The organism is Streptomyces marianii, from assembly GCF_005795905.1.
Taxonomy (GTDB): Bacteria; Actinomycetota; Actinomycetes; order Streptomycetales; family Streptomycetaceae; genus Streptomyces; species Streptomyces marianii.
Genome location: NZ_VAWE01000001.1, coordinates 4,747,650 through 4,769,360 on the forward strand (window position 1 = coordinate 4,747,650; position 21,711 = coordinate 4,769,360).

Here is a 21,711-nt window from a genome sequence, read left to right on the forward strand (position 1 = left end):
CGCCGAGCCCTCCCGTGCCTCTTTCACCGTGGTACGGCGCGCCGTACCTGCGTCGCCGTGGAGCGACCGGCCGGAGCCGGCGCTCACGACGCCCGGGTCACAGCTTCTCGATCACGTGGTCCACACAGGCCGTCAGCGCCTGTACGTCAGCCGGGTCGATCGCCGGGAACATCGCGATCCGCAGCTGGTTGCGGCCCAGCTTGCGGTACGGCTCGGTGTCCACGATCCCGTTGGCCCGCAGCACCTTCGCGACCGCCGCGGCGTCGATGTCGTCCGAGAAGTCGATCGTGCCGATGACCTGCGAGCGCTGCGCCGGGTCCGCGACGAACGGCGTGGCGTACTTCGACTCCTCGGCCCAGCCGTACAGGTTGCGCGCGGACGTCGCGGTCCGCCGGACCGCCCAGTCCAGCCCGCCCTGGCCGTTGAACCACTTCAGCTGCTCGTCGAGCAGGAAGAGGGTCGCCAGCGCCGGGGTGTTGTACGTCTGGTTCTTCAGCGAGTTGTCGATCGCCGTCGGCAGGCTGAAGAACTCCGGCACGTGCCGGCCCGAGCCGTGGACACGGGCGGCGCGCTCCAGCGCGGCGGGCGAGAACACCCCGATCCACAACCCGCCTTCCGACCCGAACGACTTCTGCGGCGCGAAGTAGTAGACGTCGGTCTCGGCGATGTGGACCGGCAGGCCGCCGGCGCCCGACGTGGCGTCCACGAGGACGAGGGCGCCCTCGTCGGCGCCCTCGACGCGCTTGATCGGGGCGGCCACACCGGTGGAGGTCTCGTTGTGGGTGAAGGCGTACACGTCGACGCCCGCCTCCGCCCGCGGCTCCGGATGCGTGCCGGGGTCGGAGGAGATCACGGTCGGCTCGGCCAGCCACGGAGCCAGCTTCGCCGCCTTGGCGAACTTCGACGAGAACTCGCCGAAGGACAGGTGCTGGGACTTGTTCTCGATGAGCCCGTGGGTCGCGACGTCCCAGAACGCGGTGGAGCCGCCGTTGCCGAGGATCACCTCGTAGCCGTCGGGCAGGGAGAACAACTCGCGGACGCCCTCGCGCACCGAGCCGACCAGGTTCTTGACCGGGGCCTGGCGGTGGGAGGTGCCGAGCAGGGACGTACCGGTGGCGGCCAGGGCGTCGAGCGCCTCCGTCCGCACCTTGGAGGGTCCGGCGCCGAAACGACCGTCGCCGGGCTTGATGTCAGCGGGAATCTGGATATCGGCCACGAGCCGGAGCCTAGTCGGTTCCGCCAGGTCACCGGACTCGATGTCCGGCGGATGAGACAAGCGGTCACTGGTCGGGACGGGTATGGGCATCACCCGATCGAGCGTGGGGCACGCTGGGGCCATGGCTGATCGCACGGTGGCTGATCGCAGGGAGCTGGAACGGGCGCTGCGGAAGGAGCTCCGCGGCGAGGTGGACTTCTCGCCCGGGACGCGGGCGCTGACGACGATGGACGCGTCCAACTACCGCCGGGTGCCCGAGGGCGTGGTCGCGCCGTTCGACGCCGCGGACGTCGTGGCGGCGCTCGCCGTCTGCCGCGGCCACGGCGTCCCGGTGGTGCCCAGGGGAGCGGGGACGTCGATCGCGGGCCAGGCGACGGGAACCGGCGTCGTGCTGGACTTCACCCGCCACATGCGCTCCGTGGTCTCCGTCGACCCGGCCGCCCGCACGGCGGTGGTCCAGCCCGGCGCGGTGCTGGACCGGCTGCGGGACGAGGCGGGCCGGCACGGGCTGACCTTCGGGCCGGACCCCTCCACGCACAGCCGCTGCACGCTCGGCGGGATGATCGGCAACAACTCGTGCGGCTCGCACTCGGTGGCCTGGGGGACGACCGCGGACAACGTCCGTCAGCTGTCCGTCGTGACGTACGGGGGCGAGGAGCTGCGGCTGGGGCAGGGCTGGGGGGCGCCCGGCGCCCCCGGCGGAGCACCCGGGTCCCGCGTCGCGGACGGCCTGCGCGAACTGGTCGCGGGCCGTCTGGCGCTGCTGCGCACCGGCTTCCCCGGCGGGCTGCCGCGCAGGATCTCCGGCTACGCGATGGACGCCCTGCTGCCCGAGAACGGCACCGATCTCGCCCGCGCCTTCTGCGGCAGCGAGGGCACTCTCGCGGTGCTGACGGAGGCGACCGTACGGCTGGTGGAGTCGCCGCCCGCACGGGCGCTCGCCCTGCTCGGGTACCCGGACGAGAGCGCGGCCGCCGAGGCGGCCGCCGGGCTGCTGCCGTACCGGCCGCTCACGGTCGAGGGGATGGCGGACGATCTCGTCCCGGACGCCGTGGGCAAGGGGCTGCCGAGGGGCGGCGCCTGGCTGTTCGTCGAGACGGGCGGGGCGACGGCCGCCGAGGCACGGGCACGCGCCGAGGAGATCGTGCGCGGCGCGGACGCCCTCGACGGGACCGTCGTCACCGACCCCGCGGGGCAGCGCGCGCTGTGGCGGGTCCGGGAGGACGCCTCCGGCACCGCGACCCGGATTCCGGACCGCGGGGGTACGCCCCCCGGCCACGCGGGCGGCACCCCCACCCGGGCCGCAGGCGCCGGGGGAGAGGCCTGGCCCGGCTGGGAGGACTGCGCGGTGCCCCCGGCCCGGCTGGGCGCCTATCTGCGGGACTTCCGGGCGCTGCTCGCCGAACACGGGCTGCGCGGTACGCCCTACGGCCACTTCGGCGACGGCTGCATCCACGTCCGTATCGACTTCGACCTGCTGAGCGAGCAGGGAGTGCGGCGCTTCCGTGCGTTCTCGGAGGACGTGGCCGGACTCGTCGTGGCGCACGGCGGTTCGCTGTCGGGCGAGCACGGCGACGGACAGGCGCGCGCGGAGCTGCTGCCGCGGATGTACGGGGACGAACTGGTGGCGCTGTTCGGCCGGTTCAAGGACGTGTGGGACCCGGCGGGCGGGCTGAACCCGGGCATGCTGGTCCGGCCCGCGAGACTGGACGAGAACCTGCGCTTCGCGGTCCTGCCGAGGGAGCCGGTGGACGTGGCCTTCGGTTACCCGCACGACGGCGGGGACTTCACGGCCGCCGTGCGGCGGTGCGTCGGGGTGGCCAAGTGCCGGGTGGACGGGCCCTCCACGGGGCCGGGGGTGATGTGCCCGTCGTACCGCGCGACCGGCGAGGAACGGCACTCCACGCGCGGCCGCGCCCGGCTGCTGCACGAGATGCTCGCGGGCGAGGTGGTCACCGGCGGCTGGCGCTCGCGGGAGGTGCACGAGGCGCTCGACCTCTGCCTGTCCTGCAAGGGCTGCCGCAGCGACTGCCCGGTGGGCGTCGACATGGCCACGTACAAGGCGGAGTTCCTGCACCACCACTACGCGGGGCGGCTGCGGCCCGCCGCGCACTACACGATGGGGTGGCTGCCGCACTGGCTGCGGGCCGCCGCGCCGTTCGCCGGGGCGCTGAACGCGGCCTCGCGGGTTCGGCCCCTCGCGTCGCTCGTGAAACGCCTCGGCGGCATCGCCCCGGAACGGGAGATCCCACGGCTGGCGACGCGGACCTTCAGCTCCTGGTGGCGGCGTGACGGAACCCCCGGCTCACCGCTCGTGCTGTGGCCCGACACCTTCACCGACCACCTCTCCCCGTCGGTCGGCCGCGCGGCCGTCCGGGTTCTGGAGTCCGCGGGCCTGGGCGTGTCCCTGCCTCCGGGCCGGGTCTGCTGCGGTCTCACCTACGTCTCCACCGGCCAACCGGACCGCGCCCGCGCCGTCATGCGCCGCACCCTGGACGTGATGGAGCCCGTCCTGGACCGGGGCTCACCGGTGGTCGTCCTCGAACCGAGCTGCGCGGCGGCCCTGCGCACGGACCTCCCGGAACTCCTGGCGGACGATCCGCGGGCACACCGTCTGGCCGGTTCCGTACGCACCTTCGCGGCCGCCCTGGAGGAACACGCCCCCGACTGGCGCCCACCCCGCCTGGACCGCCCGGTCGCCGGCCAGACCCACTGCCACCAGCACGCGGTCCTCGGCGACGCAGCCGAGCGCCGGTTGCGCGAACGAGCCGGTCTCACCGGCGAGCTGAGCGGCGGCTGCTGCGGGCTCGCGGGCAACTTCGGCTTCGAGCGCGGCCACTACGAGGTGTCGGTGGCCTGCGCGGAGGACCGGCTGCTGCCCTCGGTGCGCGCCGCGACCGCCGACACGGTCCTCCTCGCCGACGGCTACTCCTGCCGCACCCAACTGGAACAGCTGGCGGGCCGGCGGGGACGGCATCTGGCGGAGGTGCTGGCGGAGGGACTGGCGGGGGAGTCGGCGGAGGACGGTGTGGAGGGGCCCGTGGGGGAGGGGAACGGTGGTGGCACCCGGAAGCCGGCCGACGGCAGGTGAAGAGGCCGAGCGGGAGCCGGGCGTGTCGTCACGGCCGTACGTATCGTTGTGCTGCGCGGCTGCCCGCCACCACGCGGCGGCCGGGGAGGAGCGCCATGGTGACCGTCGTGGAGACCGACAGGATCGAGATGGCTGAGAGCGACAACGAGCACACCCTGGACGAGATGTTCGAGGCGCTCGAGCGGATGCCCGTCCCCGAGGGGTACAAGGTCGAGATCGTCGAGGGGACCGTCTTCATGTCGCCGCAGCGGGACACGCACTGGGACATCATCGCGGACGTCTACGACCAGTTGCGGGGGCGGTATCCCAGGAAAAGGATCAAGTCGGACGTTCGCATCGACTATCCCGGCCGCCTGAACGGATTCGCCGCCGACCTGACCCTCCTCACCGGGGACGCCGAGAAGAACGCGAAAGGGCTGTGGCGCCATGAGGACGTGGTCCTCGTCGTCGAAGTCGTCTCCAGGAGCACCGGCGCCAACGACCACGGCCCGAAGAAGGCCGCCTACGCGAACGCCGAGGTCCCGGTCTACCTGATCGTCGACCCCTGTGTCGGCCGTTGCCACGTGTACACCCAGCCCAAGGGCGGCGACTATCTCGTCGAGACGACCGTCGCCTTCGGCGCGGACGTCGACCTCAGCGGCACGGCCGTCGGCCTGACCCTCGGAACCGGGGACTTCCCCCGCGACTGAGGCGGAGAGGGCGTGGGGGCGGCCGAAGCGCACGGTCCTAGGCTGCCGTTCATGACTCATCCTCCTGTCGAGCTGGTGATCTTCGACTGCGACGGCGTGCTCGTCGACAGCGAGCGGATCTGCGTGAAGGTGGACGCGCTGATCACGGCCGAGCTCGGGTGCTCGTTCACCGAGGCCGAGATCGTCGAGCTCTTCGTGGGCTCTTCCGGCGAGGTGTACACCGCGGCCGTCGAGGAGCGGCTCGGGCGGCGGCTGGAGAAGGACTGGCAACTGCAGTACGAGCATCTCTACGAGGAGGCGCTCGCGGCGGAACTCACTGCCGTGGACGGCATCACCGAGACCCTGGACGCGCTCACCGTGCCGTTCTGCGTGGCCTCGAACGGCCACCACGGCGGCATCAGGAGCAGCCTCACGCTCACCTCACTGCTCGGGCGCTTCGAGGGCCGTGTCTTCAGCGCCTCCGACGTGTCCCTCGGCAAGCCCGCGCCCGACCTCTTCCTGCACGCGGCCCGCTCCATGGGCGTGGACCCCGCCCGGTGCGCGGTCGTCGAGGACAGCGCCTACGGAGTCCAGGCCGCCCGCGCCGCTGGGATGCGGGCCTTCGGGTACTGCGGGGGGCTGACCCCGGCGGCGCGGCTGGAGGGGCCCGGCACGGTGGTGTTCGACGACATGCGCGAGCTGCCGGCGCTGCTCGGATCGGCCGGACGCTGAACGGAAGCCCGGGCCGTCGTGGCCGGCGCGGACTCGACGACGCCGGCCGGGGCCCGGAATGCGGCGGTGACCCGCGTCGCGCCGCGCTCGTCGCCGGGCTCAGTCCCCGTCGAAGAGCCGCTCCAGGACCCGGGCCACGCCGTCCTCCTCGTTGGACGCGGTCCGCCGGGGAACGGCGGCGAGTACGACCGGGTGCGCGTTGCCCATCGCGTAACCGCCGCCCGCCCAGCGGAGGGTCGTCACGTCGTTGGGCATGTCGCCGAACGCCACCACCTCCTCCGCGGCGATGCCCCGTTCCGCGCAGAGCGTGGACAGCGTCGCGGCCTTGGTGACGCCCTGTGCGCTGATCTCCAGCAGGCCGCGCCCGCCCGAGTGGGTGAACTGCGCCTCCCCGCCCGCCGCTTCTTCCGCCAGGGCCACGAGCACGTCCGCGTCGAACCGGTTCGAGTGGGCGAGCAGCTTGACGATGGGGACGTCGAGCAACCAGAGGTCGCCCAGCGACGCCACGGGTGACTCCGCGCCGAGCCCGCCGCCGAAGCGCAGCAGATACGCCGGCTCGTACAGCACCCTCAGACCGGTCTCCACGGCGAAACCCAGTCCCGGCGCCGCCTCGGCCAGGGCCGTCGCCACCTTGCGGGCCGTGGCCGGCACGAGCGCCAGCGAGCGAACGACCGTACGCGCGCGCACGTCGTACACCTGCGCGCCGTTGCTGCACACCGCGGTGCCGACGAGCCCCGTGGCCGCGGCCAGCGCCTCCACGTAGCGCGGTGGCCGGGCGGTGACGAAGACGAGTTCCGCCCCGGCCCCGACTGCCGTGCGCAGGGCGCGCAGCGTGCGCTCCGACACGGTGCCGTCGCGGCGCAGGAGTGTGCCGTCCAGGTCGGTCGCGATCAGCCGTGGGCGGGGGTGAGGGTGCCGCATCGGCTCATGCTAGGGCGCCATCGGGCCGTGCCCGGGACCGGTTCTCCAATCGCCCGCCTCCGGCGGGTGCCCGAAGTGCCGCACGGACCGCCCGATATTCGTTTGCGCGTCCTCACCGAGTGGTGCAGCGTCGCGTGACACCCGGCGAAGGCGGAGAAGATGACCACGCAGTCCCACCCCGTCGACCAGGAACTCGTCCGGGCCGCAGCGCGCGTCGCCGGCACACGCTGCCGGGGCGACAACCACACCATGGCGGCCGCGGCCCGCACCCGGGACGGACGGATCGTCACCGCGGTGAACGCCTACCACTTCACGGGAGGTCCCTGCGCCGAACTCGTTCTCATCGGTACGGCTGCCGCCCAGGGCGCCTACGAGCTGGACACCGTCGTCGCGGTGGGGGACCGCGCACGAGGGGTCGTCCCCCCGTGCGGCCGCTGCCGTCAGGTCCTGCTCGACTACTTCCCCGGCCTCGAGGTCATCGTCGGCGAGGGCGACCGCCTACGAGCCGTTCCCATCGGCGACTTGCTGCCCGCGAGCTACGTCTGGGCGGACCATCAGCTCGAGGACGGGTGAGCGCGCTGGTCGGGGCCGACACCGCCGGCGGTGCGGTGCTTCCCGCCGCGTCGACTCAGCTCTCCGCGCCGAGTTCGCGCGCCAGCGCCACCAGCGCACCCAGCGCCGGGTGCGGTGCGGCGGCCCGCCAGGCGAGGAGGACCGGGACCGGAGGGGCGTCGGCGAGGGGGCGGTAGGTGACTCCCGGGTGGGGGTGCATCTCCGCCGTCGACGCCGAGGAGGCGCCCGCGCCGCGGCCGGCGGCGATCGCGGTCAGCCAGTCGTCGGTGTTGCCGACGGTCAGCGTCGTGGCCGGCCGGGTCCCGGCCGGCCAGAGGTCGAGCGTCGTCAGCCCCGAGACGGTGTTGAGGACCACCGGGACGGCGGCGAGATCGGCGAGCGTCGGTGAGGCGTGACGGGCGAGCGGCCCGTCGGAGGTGACCGCGGCGACCCGGGGCTCGGTGAACAGCAGCGCCGTCATCAGGCCGGAGGTGTCGACCGGGCCGCGCAGCACGGCGGCGTCCACCTCGCCGCCGCCAGTCCCGCAGTGCGGTCGTCGATGCGGAGGAGTTCCAGCGGGGTGTCCGGGTGTTCCTGCTGCCACCGCCGCAGCAGGGGCGTGGTGAACGCACCGAAGGCCGACCAGGCGTGCCCGAGGCGCAGGGGTCGGCGGTGCAGTCGCGCGGGGTCGAGCGCCTCGTCGAACGCGGCCACCGCCGCCGCGGCCTTCTCACGGAAGGCCCGGCCTTCGGCGGTGAGGTCCAGATGATGCGTGGAGCGGTCGACGAGTCGCACGCCGAGCCGGCGCTCCAGTGCGGCGAGCGTGCGCGAGACGGCCGGCTGGGTGAGGTGCAGGGCGGTGGCGGCTCTGGTCAGGCTCCGTTCCTCCGCGATGGCGAGGAAACAGCGGAGATGACGCAGCTCGATGCTCATGCGTGTGGAGCATAACCGCAGCCCAATCGGCATTTCACGGGCGGCGCGGGCTTCCGTAGCGTGAGGGGGGGGACGAAGTGGACCGAGTGACTCCAGTGCAGTATTTTGAACTACAGGTACAGTCGGATGGACGAGGGTGGAACGGTGGGCAGGCTCCGTGGCGCAGGCGCGACCGCAAGCGCCGATGGCCGTGAGGGCGCGAGGGTGGAGCGGGCGGCTGCCGCCGCGGTCGCCCTCCCCGAGGCCGCCGGTGAACTGGGGCGCGCCGCACGGCACGGGCGCGCCGCACGGCACGGGCGCGGCTCGCTCGGGCCGGTCGCCCTCGTCGTCGCGGGCGGGCTCTCCGTGCAGTTCGGCGCCGCCGTCGCCGTGCTGCTGATGCCCCACGCGGGAGCGCTCGGCGTCGTCACGCTCCGGCTCGTCCTCGCCGCCGTCGTGCTCCTGCTGGTCTGCCGCCCCCGGCTCCGCGGCCACTCCCGCACCGACTGGGGCACGGTGGTGGTCTTCGGCGCGGCCATGGTGGGGATGAACATGCTCTTCTACCAGGCCGCCGACCGCATTCCGCTCGGCGCGGCCGTGACCCTGGAGGTCCTCGGCCCGCTGGCGCTCTCCGTGGTCGTCTCGCGGCGGCTGATCAACCTCCTCTGGGCGGGCCTCGCCCTCGGCGGCGTCGTCCTCCTCGGCGGCGGCTTCGGCCGGCTCGATCCGGCCGGCGCGGCGTTCGCCCTCGGGGCGGGTGCGATGTGGGCGGCGTACATCGTCTTCAGCGCCCGCACCGGACGCCGGTTCCCGCAGGCCGACGGGCTCGCCCTCGCGATGGCGGTCGGCGCCGTCCTCAGTCTGCCGTTCGGCGTCGCGGAGGCGGGCGGCAAGCTGCTCGGCCCGTCCACGATCGGGCTGGGCCTCCTGGTCGCGCTGATGTCGTCCGTGCTGCCCTACACGCTGGAACTGCTCGCCCTGCGACGGCTGCCCGCCCCCACCTTCGCCGTACTGATGAGCCTGGAACCGGCGATCGCCGCGACCGCCGGGTTCCTCGTGCTGCACCAGGTGCTGTCCGCGGCCGACGCGCTGGCGATCGCGCTGGTCGTCGCGGCGAGTATGGGCGCGGTGCGCACCCAGGTGGGGGCGGGCGCCCGCAAGGCGTGAGCCCGTCCGCGGTCGGGGTGCGCCGGCACCCGCCCGCGGGGCCTACGTCCCGGTCCCGGAGTCACTCCCGGGCGCGGACGCGGGCTTGCCGGACGCGCGGTGGAACACCACCGGGCGGTCCGACGCCGCGATCACCTCCAGGGCCTCGCGCAGCTCGGCCGCCCCGTCGGCGGCCACCTCCGGATATCGCTCGGCGAGGAACGGCCCGACCTCGATCTCGGGGCGAGTGAGGGCTGGTCGTACGGTCGGCCGAAAAAGTAAAGCAATCATGCTTGATTGTTTCTGGGGGCGCTGTCATGCTCCGGGACACCACGCCGTGTCCCGGAGGGAGCGCCCCGTGTCCGACCCTGCGGCCGTCATCGACGACCTGCGCGCAGAGAGCGACGAACTCGACCGGCTCGTGGCCGGGTTGAGCGACGAGGAATGGTGGACGCCGACGCCCGCGGCCGGCTGGACCGTCGCCCACCAGATCGCCCACCTCGCCTGGACCGACGAGGTCGCCCTGCTCGCCGCCACCAGCCCCGGTGCCTTCGCCCGGGAGGTCGAGAAGGCACTCGCCGAGCCCGGCACCTTCGTCGACCGGGCCGCGGAGGCCGGGGTCCGCCGGCCGCCCGCCGAACTGCTCGCCCACTGGCGCAAGGGCCGCGACGGGCTCCGGCAGGCCCTGTGCGACGCGCCCCCGGGCGCCCGGATCCCCTGGTACGGGCCGCCGATGAGCGCCAGGTCGATGGCGACCGCCCGGCTGATGGAGACCTGGGCGCACGGCCAGGACGTCGCCGACGCCCTCGGCGTCGTGCGGGAGCCCACCGCCCGGCTGCGGCACGTCGCGCACATCGGAGTGCGGGCCCGCGACTACGCCTTCCTCGTGCGAGGGCTCGAGGCTCCGAAGGAGCAGTTCCGGGTCGAGCTGACCGGGCCGGGCGGGGAACTGTGGACGTGGGGGCCCGAGGAGGCCGCCGAGGTCCCCCGCGCCGAGGGCCGGGGGAGGGTCACCGGCCCCGCGCTGGACTTCTGCCTGCTGGTGACCCAGCGCGCGCACCGCGACGACCTCGCCGTCCGGGCGGAGGGTGCCGACGCCGACCGCTGGCTGGACATCGCCCAGGCGTTCGCCGGGCCGGCGGGCACCGGCCGCGCCCCCAAGGGGGCCTGACCGATGCCGCCCACGGAGCCCGCCCCGCTGCGGATCGGGAACGCGTCCGGCTTCTACGGCGACCGTTTCGACGCCGTGCGCGAGATGCTCACCGGCGGCGAACTGGACGTCCTCACCGGGGACTACCTGGCGGAACTGACCATGCTGATCCTCGGCAGGGACCGGATGAAGGACCCGCGCCTCGGGTACGCCCGGACCTTCCTGCGCCAGCTGGAGGAGGGCCTCGGTCTGGCGCACGAGCGCGGTGTGCGGATCGTCGCCAACGCGGGCGGGCTGAACCCCTCCGGTCTCGCCGACGCCGTGCGCGAACTCGCCGCCCGGGTCGGGGTCCCCGTGCGCGTCGCCCATGTCGAGGGCGACGACCTCACCGAGCGCTTCCCCGGCGCGCTGGCCGCCAACGCCTACCTCGGCGGGGGCGGGATCGCCGCCTGCCTGGCGGAGGGCGCGGACGTCGTCGTCACCGGCCGGGTCACCGACGCCGCACTCGTCACCGGGCCCGCGCAGTGGCACTTCGGCTGGGGGCCGGAGGACCACGACGCCCTCGCCGGCGCCGTCGTCGCCGGCCACGTCCTGGAGTGCGGCACGCAGGCGACGGGCGGCAACTACGCCTTCTTCGCCGACGAGCGCTACGCCGGCCGGGACCTGCGCCGCCCCGGGTTCCCCCTCGCGGAACTCCACGCCGACGGCAGCAGCGTCATCACCAAGCACCCCGGCACCGGCGGTTTCGTGGACACCGGGACGGTCACCGCCCAGCTGCTGTACGAGACGGGCGGAGCGCGGTACGCGGGCCCCGACGTCACCGCGCGCCTGGACACCGTACGGCTCACCCAGGACGGCCCGGACCGGGTCCGGGTGTCGGGCGTGCGCGGCGAGGCGCCGCCGCCGGACCTCAAGACCGGCCTCAACCGCCTCGGCGGCTGGCGCAACGAGGTGGTGTTCGTGCTGACCGGGCTCGACATCGACGCCAAGGCGCGGCTCGTGCGCGAGCAGATCGAGGACGCCTTCGGCCGCGCCGGGGCGCGCCCGGCGGAGGTCCGCTGGGAACTGGCCCGCACCGACCGGCCGGACGCCGCCACCGAGGAGACCGCGAGCGCGCTGCTGCGGCTGGTCGTGCGCGACCGCGACGCGGAGGCCGTCGGCCGGGTCGTCAGCGGGGCGGCCGTCGAGACGGCCCTGGGCGGCTACCCGGGCTTCCATGTGACCGCCCCGCCGGGGAAGGGCGCGCCCTACGGGGTGTTCGAGGCGGCGTACGTGGACGCGGGGTCGGTCGCGCACACCGCCGTGCTCGACGACGGGCGGCGGCTGCCGGTTCCGGCGGCCCCGCGCACCCGCGTGCTGGAGCCCGTTCCGGAACCGCCGCTGCCAGAGTCGCCGCCGGCCGGCGCGAGGACCCGCCGCGCCCCCCTCGGCCTGGTCGCGGGTGCCCGGAGCGGCGACAAGGGCGGTGACGCGAACATCGGGGTGTGGGTCCGTGACGACGAGGAGTGGCGCTGGCTGGCGCACGAGCTGACCGTGGAGCGGCTGCGCGAACTCCTGCCGGAGACCGCGGGGCTGCCCGTCGTACGCCATGTCCTGCCGAACCTGCGGGCGCTGAACTTCACCGTAGAGGGGCTGCTGGGCGAGGGCGTCGCCGCCCAGGCCCGCTTCGATCCGCAGGCGAAGGGCCTGGGGGAGTGGCTGCGGTCCCGGCACGTGGACGTCCCGGAGAGCCTGCTGTGACCCGTGCCCCCTCTCGCGGCGCCCGCCGTCCGGCCCCCTCGGCCCCGAGCGGGCCGGACACCGCCGCACCGTGCCGGGCCACCGGGCCGTTCTCCCCGGGCGCCGCCCGGCGCGCTCTCCCGCCCGTGTACCGCAGCCCGTACCGCAAGCCCGCACCGCACCCCGCACCGGAGGTGACCCCGTGACCGTCCTCGCCAGCGCGCTCGACAGCGCGTCCCCCGACCACGCCGCCCACCGGGAGGCCATGCTCGCCCGGCTCGACGCGCTCGGGGCCGAGCACGCCAAGGCCCTCGCCGGTGGTGGCGAGAAGTACACCGCACGGCACCGCAAGCGGGGCAAACTCCTGGCCCGGGAGCGGATCGAGCTGCTCCTCGACGCCGACACCCCGTTCCTGGAGCTGTCGCCGCTCGCCGCCTGGGGCAGCGACTACCCCGTCGGTGCGTCCGTCGTCACCGGCATCGGCACGGTCGAGGGCGTCGAGTGCCTGATCACCGCCAACGACCCGACCGTGCGCGGTGGCGCCAGCAACCCCTGGACGCTGAAGAAGATCCTCCGCGCGAACGAGATCGCGTTCGCCAACCGGCTGCCGGTGGTCAGCCTCGTCGAGTCCGGCGGTGCGGACCTCCCGTCCCAGAAGGAGATCTTCATCCCGGGCGGGGCGCTCTTCCGCGACCTCACCCGGCTGTCCGCCGCCGGGATCCCCACGATCGCGGTGGTCTTCGGCAACTCCACCGCCGGCGGGGCGTACGTCCCCGGCATGTCCGACCACGCCGTCATGATCAAGGAGCGGTCGAAGGTCTTCCTCGGTGGGCCGCCGCTGGTGAAGATGGCCACGGGCGAGGAGAGCGACGACGAGTCCCTCGGCGGCGCCGAGATGCACGCCCGGACATCCGGACTGGCCGACCACTACGCCGTGGACGAGTACGACGCCGTCCGCCACGCCCGCCGGATCGTCGCGCGCCTCAACCACCGCAAGGCGCACCCCGCTCCGGCAGCCCCGGCCGCACCGCCCGCGTACGACGAGGAGGAGCTCCTCGGCATCGTCCCCGAGGACCTGAAGACCCCGTTCGACCCGCGCGAGGTCATCGCCCGGATCGTCGACGGCTCCGACTTCGACGAGTTCAAGCCGCTGTACGGCCCGAGCCTGGTCACCGGCTGGGCCCGGCTCCACGGCCATCCCGTCGGCATCCTCGCCAACGCGCAGGGCGTGCTGTTCAGCGCCGAGTCGCAGAAGGCCGCCCAGTTCATCCAGCTTGCCAACCAGCGCGACATCCCGCTGGTCTTCCTGCACAACACCACCGGCTACATGGTCGGCAGGGAGTACGAGCAGGGCGGCATCATCAAGCACGGCGCCATGATGATCAACGCGGTCTCCAACTCGAAGGTCCCGCACCTGTCGGTCCTGATGGGCGCCTCGTACGGCGCCGGCCACTACGGGATGTGCGGCCGGGCGTACGACCCGCGCTTCCTCTTCGCCTGGCCCAGCGCCAAGTCCGCCGTGATGGGCCCGCAGCAGCTCGCCGGCGTCCTCTCGATCGTCGCCCGCGCCTCGGCCGCCGCGAAGGGGCAGCCTTACGACGAGGAGGCCGACGCGGGGCTGCGCGCGATGGTCGAGCAGCAGATCGAGACGGAGTCGCTGCCGATGTTCCTCTCCGGGCGGCTGTACGACGACGGCGTCATCGACCCGCGTGACACCCGCACGGTGCTCGGCATGTGCCTGTCCGCCATCCACACGGCCCCGGTCGAAGGCGCGCGCGGCGGCTTCGGCGTCTTCAGGATGTGAGGCCCCGATGATCGAAACCCTGCTCGTCGCCAACCGCGGTGAGATCGCCTGCCGGGTGTTCCGCACCTGCCGGGAGCTCGGTATCGCGACGGTCGCCGTCTACGCCGACCCCGACGAGGGCGCGCTGCACACCCGGGAGGCCGACACCGCCGTACGGCTGCCGGGCGCCGCGCCCGCCGACACCTATCTGCGCGGCGACCTGATCGTGAAGGCGGCGCTCGCGGCCGGCGCGGACGCCGTCCACCCCGGCTACGGATTCCTGTCCGAGAACGCCGACTTCGCCCGGGAGGTCATCGGCGCGGGACTGACGTGGGTCGGGCCGCCCCCGGAGGCCGTCGAGGCGATGGCGTCCAAGACCCGCGCCAAGGAGCTGATGGGGATCGCCCCGCTCGCGGCGGACGCGGTCACCGAGGACGACCTGCCCGTGCTGGTGAAGGCGGCGGCCGGCGGCGGCGGTCGCGGTATGCGCGTCGTCCGGGAGCTGGGCGCGCTCCGGGACGAGCTGGCGGCCGCCCGGGCCGAGGCGCTGAGCGCCTTCGGGGACGGCGAGGTCTTCGTCGAGCCGTACGTCGAGGGCGGCCGCCATGTCGAGGTGCAGATCCTCGCCGACGCCCACGGCACGGTGTGGGCGCTGGGCACCCGGGACTGCTCGCTGCAGCGCCGCCACCAGAAGGTCGTCGAGGAGGCGCCCGCGCCCGGGCTGGGTCCCGAACTGACCTCCCGGCTGGAGGAGATGGCCGTCCGGGCGGCGCGGGCCACGGACTACCGGGGCGCCGGCACGGTCGAGTTCCTCGTGGTCGGCGACCGGGCGCACTTCCTGGAGATGAACACCCGGCTCCAGGTGGAACACCCCGTCACCGAGGCGGTGTTCGGCGTCGACCTGGTGGCCCTGCAGATCGCGGTCGCGGAGGGCGGCGCCCTGCCGCCCGCGCCGCCCGCACCGCGCGGCCACGCCGTCGAGGCCCGGCTGTACGCCGAGGACCCGTCCCGCTCCTGGGCTCCGCAGGCGGGCCGGCTCCACACGCTGTCCTTCCCGGCCGCCCGACCGGGGGACGGTGCCGCGGAGCCGCGGCCGTGGACGCGGATCGACGCCGGGTACGGCGAAGGCGACCGGATCGGCGTCCACTACGACGCGATGATCGCCAAGGTCGTCGTCTGGGCGCCCACCCGGCGGGAGGCCGTGCGCCGGCTCGCGGGCGATCTGGCGAGGGGGACGATCCACGGTCCCGTCACGAACCGTCGGCTGCTCGTCCGGTCCCTGCGGCACCCCGAGTTCGCCGCGGCGCGGATGGACACCGGCTTCTTCGACCGGCATCTGCCCGCGCTGACCGCGGCGGAGGACGGCGAGGAACTCGCCGCGCTCGCCGCGGCCCTGGCGGACGCCGCCGCCCGGCGGGCCGACGGCGGCGCGGCCGGCACGACCGCCCGTCACGGCGGCTGGCGCAACCTTCCCTCGCAGCCCCAGGTGAAGCGCTATCGGGGCCGTGACGCCGAGCACGAGGTCCGCTACCGCGTCACCCGCCGGGGCACACAGGCCGAGGGCTTCCCCGGCGTACGGGTCCGGCAGGCCGCCCCGGACGCCGTACGGCTCGAGGTCGACGGTGTGGAACGCGAGTTCCGGGTCACCGTCCACGAGGGCGACCTGATCCACGTCGACACCCCGACCTCGGCCCACACGCTCACCCGGCTGTCCCGCTTCCCCGACCCCACCGCCCAGCGCGAGCCCGGTTCGCTGCTCGCCCCCATGCCCGGCACGGTCGTCCGGGTCGCCGAGGGGCTCGCCCCCGGCACCGCGGTCACCGCCGGCCAGCCGCTCGTCTGGCTGGAGGCGATGAAGATGGAGCACCGCATCACCGCTCCCGCCTCCGGCACCCTCACCGCGCTCCACGCCGCCCCCGGCCGCCAGGTCGAGGTCGGTGCCCTTCTCGCCGTCGTCCATGCCGCAGCACAGGAGGAGCACACATCATGAGCACGATCATAGAAAGCGAAGAGCGGACGGCGCTGCGCGCCGCGGTCGCGGCCCTCGGGAAGCGGCACGGCCGCGACCACGACCGCGAGGCGCTGTGGGCCGAGGCCGCCAAGCTGGGCTATCTCGGGGTCAACCTCCCGGAGGAGTACGGCGGCGGGGGCGGCGGCATGGCCGAGCTGTCCATCGTGCTGGAGGAGCTCGGCGCCGCCGGCTGCCCCCTGCTGATGATGGTGGTCTCGCCCGCCATCTGCGGCACCGTCATCGCCCGGTTCGGCACCGAGGAGCAGCGCCGCGCGTGGCTCCCGGGTCTCGCCGACGGCACCCGCACGATGGCGTTCGGCATCACCGAGCCGGACGCCGGTTCCAACTCGCACCGGATCACCACGACCGCGCGGCGCACGGAGGGCGGCTGGGTCCTCTCCGGCCGCAAGGTGTTCATCTCCGGCGTCGACATCGCCGACGCGACGCTCATCGTGGGCCGCACCGAGGACGCACGGACGGGGAAGCTGAAGCCGTGCCTGTTCGTCGTCCCGCGGGACGCGCCGGGCTTCGGCCGCTCGCAGATCGACATGGAACTGCACGCGCAGGAGAAGCAGTTCGAGCTGGTCCTCGACGACGTGGAGCTGCCCGGGGACGCGCTGGTGGGCGAGGAGGACGCCGGACTGCTCCAGCTGTTCGCCGGACTCAACCCGGAGCGCATCATGACGGCGGCGTTCGCGATCGGCATGGGGCGCTACGCACTGTCACGCGCCGTGGAGTACGCGAAGGAGCGGCAGGTCTGGAAGGCGCCCATCGGCGCCCACCAGGCCATCGCGCACCCCCTCGCCCAGGCGCACATCGAGCTGGAACTCGCCCGGCTGATGATGCAGAAGGCCGCGGCGCTGTACGACGCGGGCGACGACGCGGGCGCCGGCGAGGCCGCCAACATGGCCAAGTACGCGGCGGGAGAAGCCTGTGTGAGGGCCGTCGACCAGTCCGTCCACACGCTCGGCGGCAACGGCCTCACCCGCGAGTACGGTCTCGCGTCCCTGGTCACCGCCGCCCGGGTCGCCCGGATCGCCCCGGTGAGCCGCGAAATGGTGCTGAACTTCGTGTCCCACCAGTCCCTGGGTCTCCCCAAGTCGTACTGACAGGGGCGATTCTGGCGACCACGACACGACCGTGAAGGGGCTGCCATGGTGATGCACAGCGAGTACGCGGACGTTCCGTCCCTCTCCGTCCCGATCCACGAAGCCGTCCTGGGCCGAGCCGCCGAGTACGGCGACACCGTCGCCCTGATCGACGGGGCCGGCGGGACGACGCTCACGTACGCCCAGCTCGACACGTACCACCGCAGGCTCGCAGCGGCGTTCGCCGACGCGGGCGTCCGCAAGGGCGATGTGCTCGCCCTGCACAGCCCCAACACGATCGCCTACCCGACGGTCTTCTACGCCGCCACCCGCGCCGGGGCGTCCGTCACCACCGTCCATCCGCTCTCCACGGCGGAGGAGTTCGCCAAGCAGCTGCGCGACTCCTCCGCCCGCTGGATCGTCACCGTCTCCCCGCTGCTCGAAGCGGCGCGGCGCGCGGCGGAACTGGTCGGCGGGGTCGAGGAGATCTTCGTCTGCGACCAGTCCGACGGCCACCGCTCGATCCTCTCCATGCTCGGCTCCACCGCCCCCGAACCCGACGTCGCCATCGATCCGGCGGAGGACGTCGCGGCCCTGCCGTACTCCTCCGGCACCACCGGCGTGCCCAAGGGCGTCATGCTCACCCACCGGTCCATCGCCACCAATCTGGCGCAGCTGGAACCGGTGATCCCCGTGAAGCCCGGCGACCGGGTCCTCGCCGTGCTGCCGTTCTTCCACATCTACGGCCTCACCGCGCTGATGAACGCCCCGCTGCGCAACGGCGCGACCGTCGTCGTCCTGCCGCGGTTCGACCTCGACCAGTTCCTCGCCGCGATCGAGAAGCACCGGATCAACGCCCTGTACGTCGCCCCGCCGATCGTGCTGGCGCTGGCCAAGCACCCGGCGGTCGCCGGCTACGACCTGTCGTCGCTGGAGTACGTCGTCAGCGCCGCCGCCCCGCTCGACGCCGGGCTCGCCCGCGCCTGCTCGGAGCGGCTCGGTCTGCCGCCGGTGCTCCAGGCGTACGGCATGACGGAGCTGTCGCCCGGCACCCACGTCGTGCCGCTCGACGCCGAGGACCCGCCGCCCGGCGCCGTGGGCAAGCTGCTGCCCGGCACCGAGATGCGGATCCTGGCTCTCCACGACCCCGGCCGGGACGCCGCACCCGGCGAGGAGGGCGAGATCGTCATCCGCGGGCCGCAGGTGATGAAGGGCTATCTGAACCGCCCCGACGCCACCGCCGCCATGATCGACGGCGACGGCTGGGTGCACACCGGTGACATCGGCCGGGTCGACGGGGACGGCTGGCTGTTCGTCGTCGACCGGGTCAAGGAACTCATCAAGTACAAGGGCTTCCAGGTCGCCCCGGCGGAGCTCGAGGCCCTGCTGCTCACCCACGAGGGGATCGCGGACGCCGCCGTGATCGGCGTGTACGACGACGACGGGAACGAGATACCCAAGGCGTACGTGGTACGGCAGGCCGCCGCGCCCGATCTGACCGCCGACGCGGTCCTCGCCCATGTCGCCGAGCGGGTGGCCCCGTACAAGAAGATCCGGCGCGTCGAGTTCATCGGAGGGGTGCCCCGGGCCGCCTCGGGGAAGATCCTCCGCCGCGAGCTGCGCGACCGGGAGACCCGGCAGGCCCGGGAGGAATCGGAGAAGGAGACCACGTGACATCCACCGGCACGGAGACCGTCAAGGCGGCGACAGCACGCGGCATCACGACCCTGACGCTGGACTCGCCGGCGAACCGCAACGCCCTCTCGGCGCGGCTCGTCGGCGAGCTGGCCGACGCCGTGGCCGAGTGCGGGAAGGACCCCGCCGTGCGGGCCGTCGTCCTGACCCACACCGGCGGCACCTTCAGTGCCGGCGCCGATCTGAAGGAGCCCCCGAACCCGTACACGTTCGTCGCGCTGCTGCGGCGGATCGTCGAACTGCCCAAGCCCGTGGTGGCGCGGGTGGACGGCCGTGTGCGGGCCGGCGGGCTCGGCCTCGTCGGCGCCTGCGACGTCGCCGCCGCGTCCGCCGGGTCGGACTTCGCGTTCACGGAGGTGCGGATCGGGGTGGCGCCCGCCGTGATCTCCCTGCCGCTGCTGCCGCGCCTGGAACCCCGGGCGGCGGCCCGCTACTACCTGAGCGGGGAGCGCTTCGGCGCCGCGGAGGCGGCCCGCATGGGCCTGCTGACGGCCGTCGCCGAGGACGTGGACGAGGCCCTGGCTCCGGTCCTCGACGGCTTCCGCAAGGCCTCGCCGCAGGCCCTGGACGCGACGAAACAGCTGCTCACGGCTAGGGTGCGGGAGACCTTCGACCGTGACGCCGAGGACCTCGTCCAACGCTCGGCGTCGATCTTCGCCTCCGCGGAGGCACGCGAGGGGATGACGGCCTTCCTCGAACGACGGGACCCCGCATGGGTGTTGTGACCTCCCCCACCGGCTCCGCCAAGGAGCCCAAGCAGGACCGCAGCCGGGCCACCCGGCAGCGGCTGCTGGAGGCCGCGGTGGCCTGCCTCGCCGAACGCGGCTGGGCGGGCTCCACCGTCTCGGTGGTCGCCGAGCGGGCCGGGGTCTCGCGGGGCGCGGCACAGCACCACTTCCCGACCAGGGAGGACCTGTTCACGGCGGCCGTGGAGTACGTGGCGGAGGAGCGGTCCTCGGCGCTGCGGTCCCTTCCGGGGCAGAGCAGGGCCGCCGTCGTCGCCGCCCTGGTCGACCTCTACACCGGTCCGCTCTTCCGCGCCGCCCTCCATCTGTGGGTCGCGGCCTCCAACGAGGAGCAGCTGCGCGGCCGCGTCACCGAACTGGAGGCGCGGGTCGGCCGCGAGACCCACCGGATCGCGGTGGAGCTGCTCGGCGCGGACGAGTCGGTGCCGGGCGTGCGGGAGACCGTCCAGGGCCTGCTCGACATGGCCCGTGGCCTGGGGCTCGCGAACCTGCTGACCGACGACGCGGCGCGGCGAAAGCGGGTCGTGGGGCAGTGGGCGAGGCTGCTGGAGGAGACGCTGGGGCCAACTTCCCGGCCGTGAACGACCGAGCGTGTTGACTCGGTCGTCTAGCTAAGCCAAGGGCTGTCCCGTAGTCCCCAGCGGGCGCACGACGACAGCTGCGGCACCTCGCTGCGTTGCCGTATCGCCCGAATACGCCCGGTATGAGGACGACCCTCCGCCTTGCGATGCACCGCATCTGACGCCGCGCGCTGATCCACCGGTGATGACGGGACAGCCCTTACGCCTTGTCGCGCTCCCGACTGCCCCCGACGGCAGGACGGTCACGGGGCGCATCCGTTCCCGCCCTGTGACCCGGGTCACGGTCGCTCGTCGAGCCGCGCGTCGTACCCTTTTCCCATGCTTCCGCTCGTTCGCCGTCGCCACGTGGACTTCCTCCGCGTCACGAGCATGGGCTGTCGGGCTCACCTCCGACCCACGCCCTGACTCCACCCCCACCCGGCCCACCGGCCCCGCCCCACTCCGGCGGCGTCGGCGGCACACGCACCCGGTCACCACCGGGACCGGCGGCCGGGACACAGAACAGCGGACGCACCCATGTCTTCCTCGCAGCACCTCCCGCAGCACGCCTCGCGCGACCTCTCGCAGCTCCCGGTCGTCGACCTCTCCGCGGCCGACCGCGGCCCCGCGGCCCGCGCCGACCTGCACGCCCGTCTGCACGCCGCCGCGCACGACGTCGGCTTCTTCCAGCTGGTCGGCCACGGTGTCACCGAGGCCGAGACCGACGCGCTCATGCGTGCGACGCGCGCCTTCTTCACCCTGCCCGAGGCCGAGCGGCACGCCATCGACAACGTCAACTCACCGCACTTCCGGGGCTACACGCGCATCGGCGACGAGCGCACCGGCGGCAGCCGCGACTGGCGCGACCAGCTCGACATCGGGGCCGAGCGGCCCGCGCACGTGCCCGCGCCGGGTGAGCCCGCGTACTGGTGGCTGGAGGGCCCCAACCAGTGGCCCGCCGCGCTGCCCGAGCTGCGCACCGCCGCACTCGGCTGGATCGAGCGCCTCAGCGCGGTCGCGCACCGGCTGCTCCACGAACTCCTGACGGCCATCGGCGCCCCGCCGGACTTCTACGACGAGGTCTTCGGCGACCGGGCCCATCTGCACCTGAAGCTGGTCCGCTACCCCGGCAGCGCCGGCGACGGCGCCGACCAGGGCGTCGGCGCCCACAAGGACTACGGCTTCCTCACCCTGCTTCACCAGGACCGCATCGGCGGTCTCCAGGTGCAGCGGGAGGACGGTCTCTTCCACGACGTACCGCCGATGCCCGGCGCGTTCGTCGTCAACCTCGGCGAACTCCTCGAGGTCGCCACCAACGGCTACCTCGTCGCCACCAACCACCGGGTGGTCAGCCCGCCCGGTGCCACCGAGCGGTTCTCCGTGCCGTTCTTCTTCAACCCGCGGCTCGACGCCCGGGTCGCCCCGCTGCCCTTCCCGTACGCGGCCGAAGCGCCCGGCGTCACCACCGACCCGGCCAACCCGCTGTTCGCCGAGTACGGGCGCAACGAGCTCAAGGGCAAGCTGCGGGCGCATCCGCTGGTCGCCGCCCGCCACCACGCGGATCTCGTGGAACGGGCGGCCTGACCGCCGCCGGTCCGGCCCTTCGCCGGGCCTGGGCCGTCACATGCCCGGCGCCGCGGGTGGCGGCCCGGCCGCCGTCGGCCGGGCCGCCACCCGGTCCGGACCGTCGCAGGCACCGGGCAGGGACCGTCACACGGTCG

17 protein-coding genes and 1 pseudogene are annotated in these 21,711 nt (G+C 73.9%); 14 read left to right on the forward strand and 4 right to left on the reverse strand.

Annotated elements, in window-relative coordinates; genetic code table 11:
• Window positions 1-97: 97 nt before the first annotated feature.
• Complete coding sequence (gene serC / locus FEF34_RS21475; protein WP_138054599.1) at window positions 98-1,216, reverse strand: phosphoserine transaminase; 1,119 nt, start codon at window positions 1,214-1,216, stop codon at window positions 98-100.
• Window positions 1,217-1,337: 121 nt separating this feature from the next.
• Between serC and FEF34_RS21480 the strand changes: the two genes are divergently transcribed.
• From FEF34_RS21480 to FEF34_RS21490, 3 genes are all read left to right on the forward strand, one after another.
• Entirely contained in the window at window positions 1,338-4,307 is a 2,970-nt protein-coding gene (locus FEF34_RS21480; RefSeq protein WP_234042495.1) for an FAD-binding and (Fe-S)-binding domain-containing protein, read from the forward strand.
• A gap of 95 nt (window positions 4,308-4,402) precedes the next feature.
• Window positions 4,403-4,996, forward strand: coding sequence for a Uma2 family endonuclease (locus FEF34_RS21485; protein ID WP_138054600.1), 594 nt, complete (start codon window positions 4,403-4,405; stop codon window positions 4,994-4,996).
• A 51-nt stretch (window positions 4,997-5,047) separates the two neighbouring features.
• Window positions 5,048-5,707, forward strand: a complete 660-nt coding sequence (locus tag FEF34_RS21490; protein ID WP_171053038.1) for an HAD family hydrolase — start codon at window positions 5,048-5,050, stop codon at window positions 5,705-5,707.
• Between the two features lie 99 nt (window positions 5,708-5,806).
• Here the strand turns inward: FEF34_RS21490 and FEF34_RS21495 are convergent, their stop codons facing one another.
• Complete coding sequence (locus FEF34_RS21495) at window positions 5,807-6,628, reverse strand: HAD hydrolase family protein (protein WP_171053039.1); 822 nt, start codon at window positions 6,626-6,628, stop codon at window positions 5,807-5,809.
• A 159-nt stretch (window positions 6,629-6,787) separates the two neighbouring features.
• Between FEF34_RS21495 and FEF34_RS21500 the strand changes: the two genes are divergently transcribed.
• Window positions 6,788-7,201 carry a cytidine deaminase family protein gene (locus tag FEF34_RS21500; protein WP_138054601.1) on the forward strand — a complete coding sequence of 138 codons (414 nt, stop codon included), beginning with the start codon at window positions 6,788-6,790 and terminating at the stop codon, window positions 7,199-7,201.
• A gap of 55 nt (window positions 7,202-7,256) precedes the next feature.
• Here the strand turns inward: FEF34_RS21500 and FEF34_RS21505 are convergent.
• A pseudogene (locus FEF34_RS21505) lies at window positions 7,257-8,113 on the reverse strand (LysR family transcriptional regulator).
• A gap of 126 nt (window positions 8,114-8,239) precedes the next feature.
• On the opposite strand from FEF34_RS21505, the gene FEF34_RS21510 reads away from it, so the two are divergent.
• Entirely contained in the window at window positions 8,240-9,259 is a 1,020-nt protein-coding gene (locus FEF34_RS21510) for an EamA family transporter (RefSeq protein ID WP_234042496.1), read from the forward strand.
• 42 nt (window positions 9,260-9,301) lie between these two features.
• Here FEF34_RS21510 and FEF34_RS21515 read toward each other — a convergent pair whose 3' ends face one another.
• Entirely contained in the window at window positions 9,302-9,529 is a 228-nt protein-coding gene (locus tag FEF34_RS21515) for a tyrosine-protein phosphatase (RefSeq protein ID WP_234042497.1), read from the reverse strand.
• Window positions 9,530-9,596: 67 nt separating this feature from the next.
• On the opposite strand from FEF34_RS21515, the gene FEF34_RS21520 reads away from it, so the two are divergent.
• The 9 genes from FEF34_RS21520 to FEF34_RS21560 all read left to right on the forward strand — a co-directional run bounded on the left by FEF34_RS21520 (window position 9,597) and on the right by FEF34_RS21560 (window position 21,574).
• Entirely contained in the window at window positions 9,597-10,409 is an 813-nt protein-coding gene (locus tag FEF34_RS21520) for a TIGR03084 family metal-binding protein (RefSeq protein ID WP_138054602.1), read from the forward strand.
• Between the two features lie 3 nt (window positions 10,410-10,412).
• Window positions 10,413-12,128: an acyclic terpene utilization AtuA family protein gene (locus FEF34_RS21525; RefSeq protein ID WP_138054603.1), complete on the forward strand. Its 1,716-nt coding sequence runs from the start codon at window positions 10,413-10,415 to the stop codon at window positions 12,126-12,128.
• Between the two features lie 181 nt (window positions 12,129-12,309).
• Entirely contained in the window at window positions 12,310-13,911 is a 1,602-nt protein-coding gene (locus FEF34_RS21530; protein WP_138054604.1) for an acyl-CoA carboxylase subunit beta, read from the forward strand.
• Between the two features lie 7 nt (window positions 13,912-13,918).
• A complete protein-coding gene (locus tag FEF34_RS21535; protein WP_138054605.1) occupies window positions 13,919-15,880 on the forward strand; it encodes an ATP-binding protein in 1,962 nt (653 codons plus the stop codon).
• Window positions 15,877-17,010: an acyl-CoA dehydrogenase family protein gene (locus tag FEF34_RS21540; RefSeq protein WP_138054606.1), complete on the forward strand. Its 1,134-nt coding sequence runs from the start codon at window positions 15,877-15,879 to the stop codon at window positions 17,008-17,010. Before FEF34_RS21535 ends, FEF34_RS21540 begins: the two co-directional genes overlap by 4 nt.
• A 45-nt stretch (window positions 17,011-17,055) precedes the next feature.
• A complete protein-coding gene (locus FEF34_RS21545) occupies window positions 17,056-18,663 on the forward strand; it encodes a 4-coumarate--CoA ligase family protein (protein WP_138054607.1) in 1,608 nt (535 codons plus the stop codon).
• A complete protein-coding gene (locus tag FEF34_RS21550) occupies window positions 18,660-19,409 on the forward strand; it encodes an enoyl-CoA hydratase family protein (protein ID WP_138054608.1) in 750 nt (249 codons plus the stop codon). The genes FEF34_RS21545 and FEF34_RS21550 overlap by 4 nt, the downstream gene beginning before the upstream one ends.
• Window positions 19,397-20,011 carry a TetR/AcrR family transcriptional regulator gene (locus FEF34_RS21555; protein ID WP_171053040.1) on the forward strand — a complete coding sequence of 205 codons (615 nt, stop codon included), beginning with the start codon at window positions 19,397-19,399 and terminating at the stop codon, window positions 20,009-20,011. The genes FEF34_RS21550 and FEF34_RS21555 overlap by 13 nt, the downstream gene beginning before the upstream one ends.
• A gap of 516 nt (window positions 20,012-20,527) precedes the next feature.
• Window positions 20,528-21,574 carry an isopenicillin N synthase family dioxygenase gene (locus FEF34_RS21560; RefSeq protein ID WP_138054609.1) on the forward strand — a complete coding sequence of 349 codons (1,047 nt, stop codon included), beginning with the start codon at window positions 20,528-20,530 and terminating at the stop codon, window positions 21,572-21,574.
• Window positions 21,575-21,711 lie beyond the last annotated feature (137 nt).

Bases quoted from the DNA above. Each gene is read 5' to 3' on its own strand.
- FEF34_RS21480 (WP_234042495.1), top strand. From the start codon at position 1,338: ATGGCTGATCGCACGGTGGCTGATCGCAGGGAGCTGGAACGGGCGCTG.
- FEF34_RS21485 (WP_138054600.1), top strand. From the start codon at position 4,403: ATGGTGACCGTCGTGGAGACCGACAGGATCGAGATGGCTGAGAGCGAC.
- FEF34_RS21490 (WP_171053038.1), top strand. From the start codon at position 5,048: ATGACTCATCCTCCTGTCGAGCTGGTGATCTTCGACTGCGACGGCGTG.
- FEF34_RS21495 (WP_171053039.1), bottom strand. From the start codon at position 6,628: ATGCGGCACCCTCACCCCCGCCCACGGCTGATCGCGACCGACCTGGAC.
- FEF34_RS21500 (WP_138054601.1), top strand. From the start codon at position 6,788: ATGACCACGCAGTCCCACCCCGTCGACCAGGAACTCGTCCGGGCCGCA.
- FEF34_RS21510 (WP_234042496.1), top strand. From the start codon at position 8,240: ATGGACGAGGGTGGAACGGTGGGCAGGCTCCGTGGCGCAGGCGCGACC.
- FEF34_RS21515 (WP_234042497.1), bottom strand. From the start codon at position 9,529: ATGATTGCTTTACTTTTTCGGCCGACCGTACGACCAGCCCTCACTCGC.
- FEF34_RS21525 (WP_138054603.1), top strand. From the start codon at position 10,413: ATGCCGCCCACGGAGCCCGCCCCGCTGCGGATCGGGAACGCGTCCGGC.
- FEF34_RS21535 (WP_138054605.1), top strand. From the start codon at position 13,919: ATGATCGAAACCCTGCTCGTCGCCAACCGCGGTGAGATCGCCTGCCGG.
- FEF34_RS21540 (WP_138054606.1), top strand. From the start codon at position 15,877: ATGAGCACGATCATAGAAAGCGAAGAGCGGACGGCGCTGCGCGCCGCG.
- FEF34_RS21545 (WP_138054607.1), top strand. From the start codon at position 17,056: ATGGTGATGCACAGCGAGTACGCGGACGTTCCGTCCCTCTCCGTCCCG.
- FEF34_RS21555 (WP_171053040.1), top strand. From the start codon at position 19,397: ATGGGTGTTGTGACCTCCCCCACCGGCTCCGCCAAGGAGCCCAAGCAG.
- FEF34_RS21560 (WP_138054609.1), top strand. From the start codon at position 20,528: ATGTCTTCCTCGCAGCACCTCCCGCAGCACGCCTCGCGCGACCTCTCG.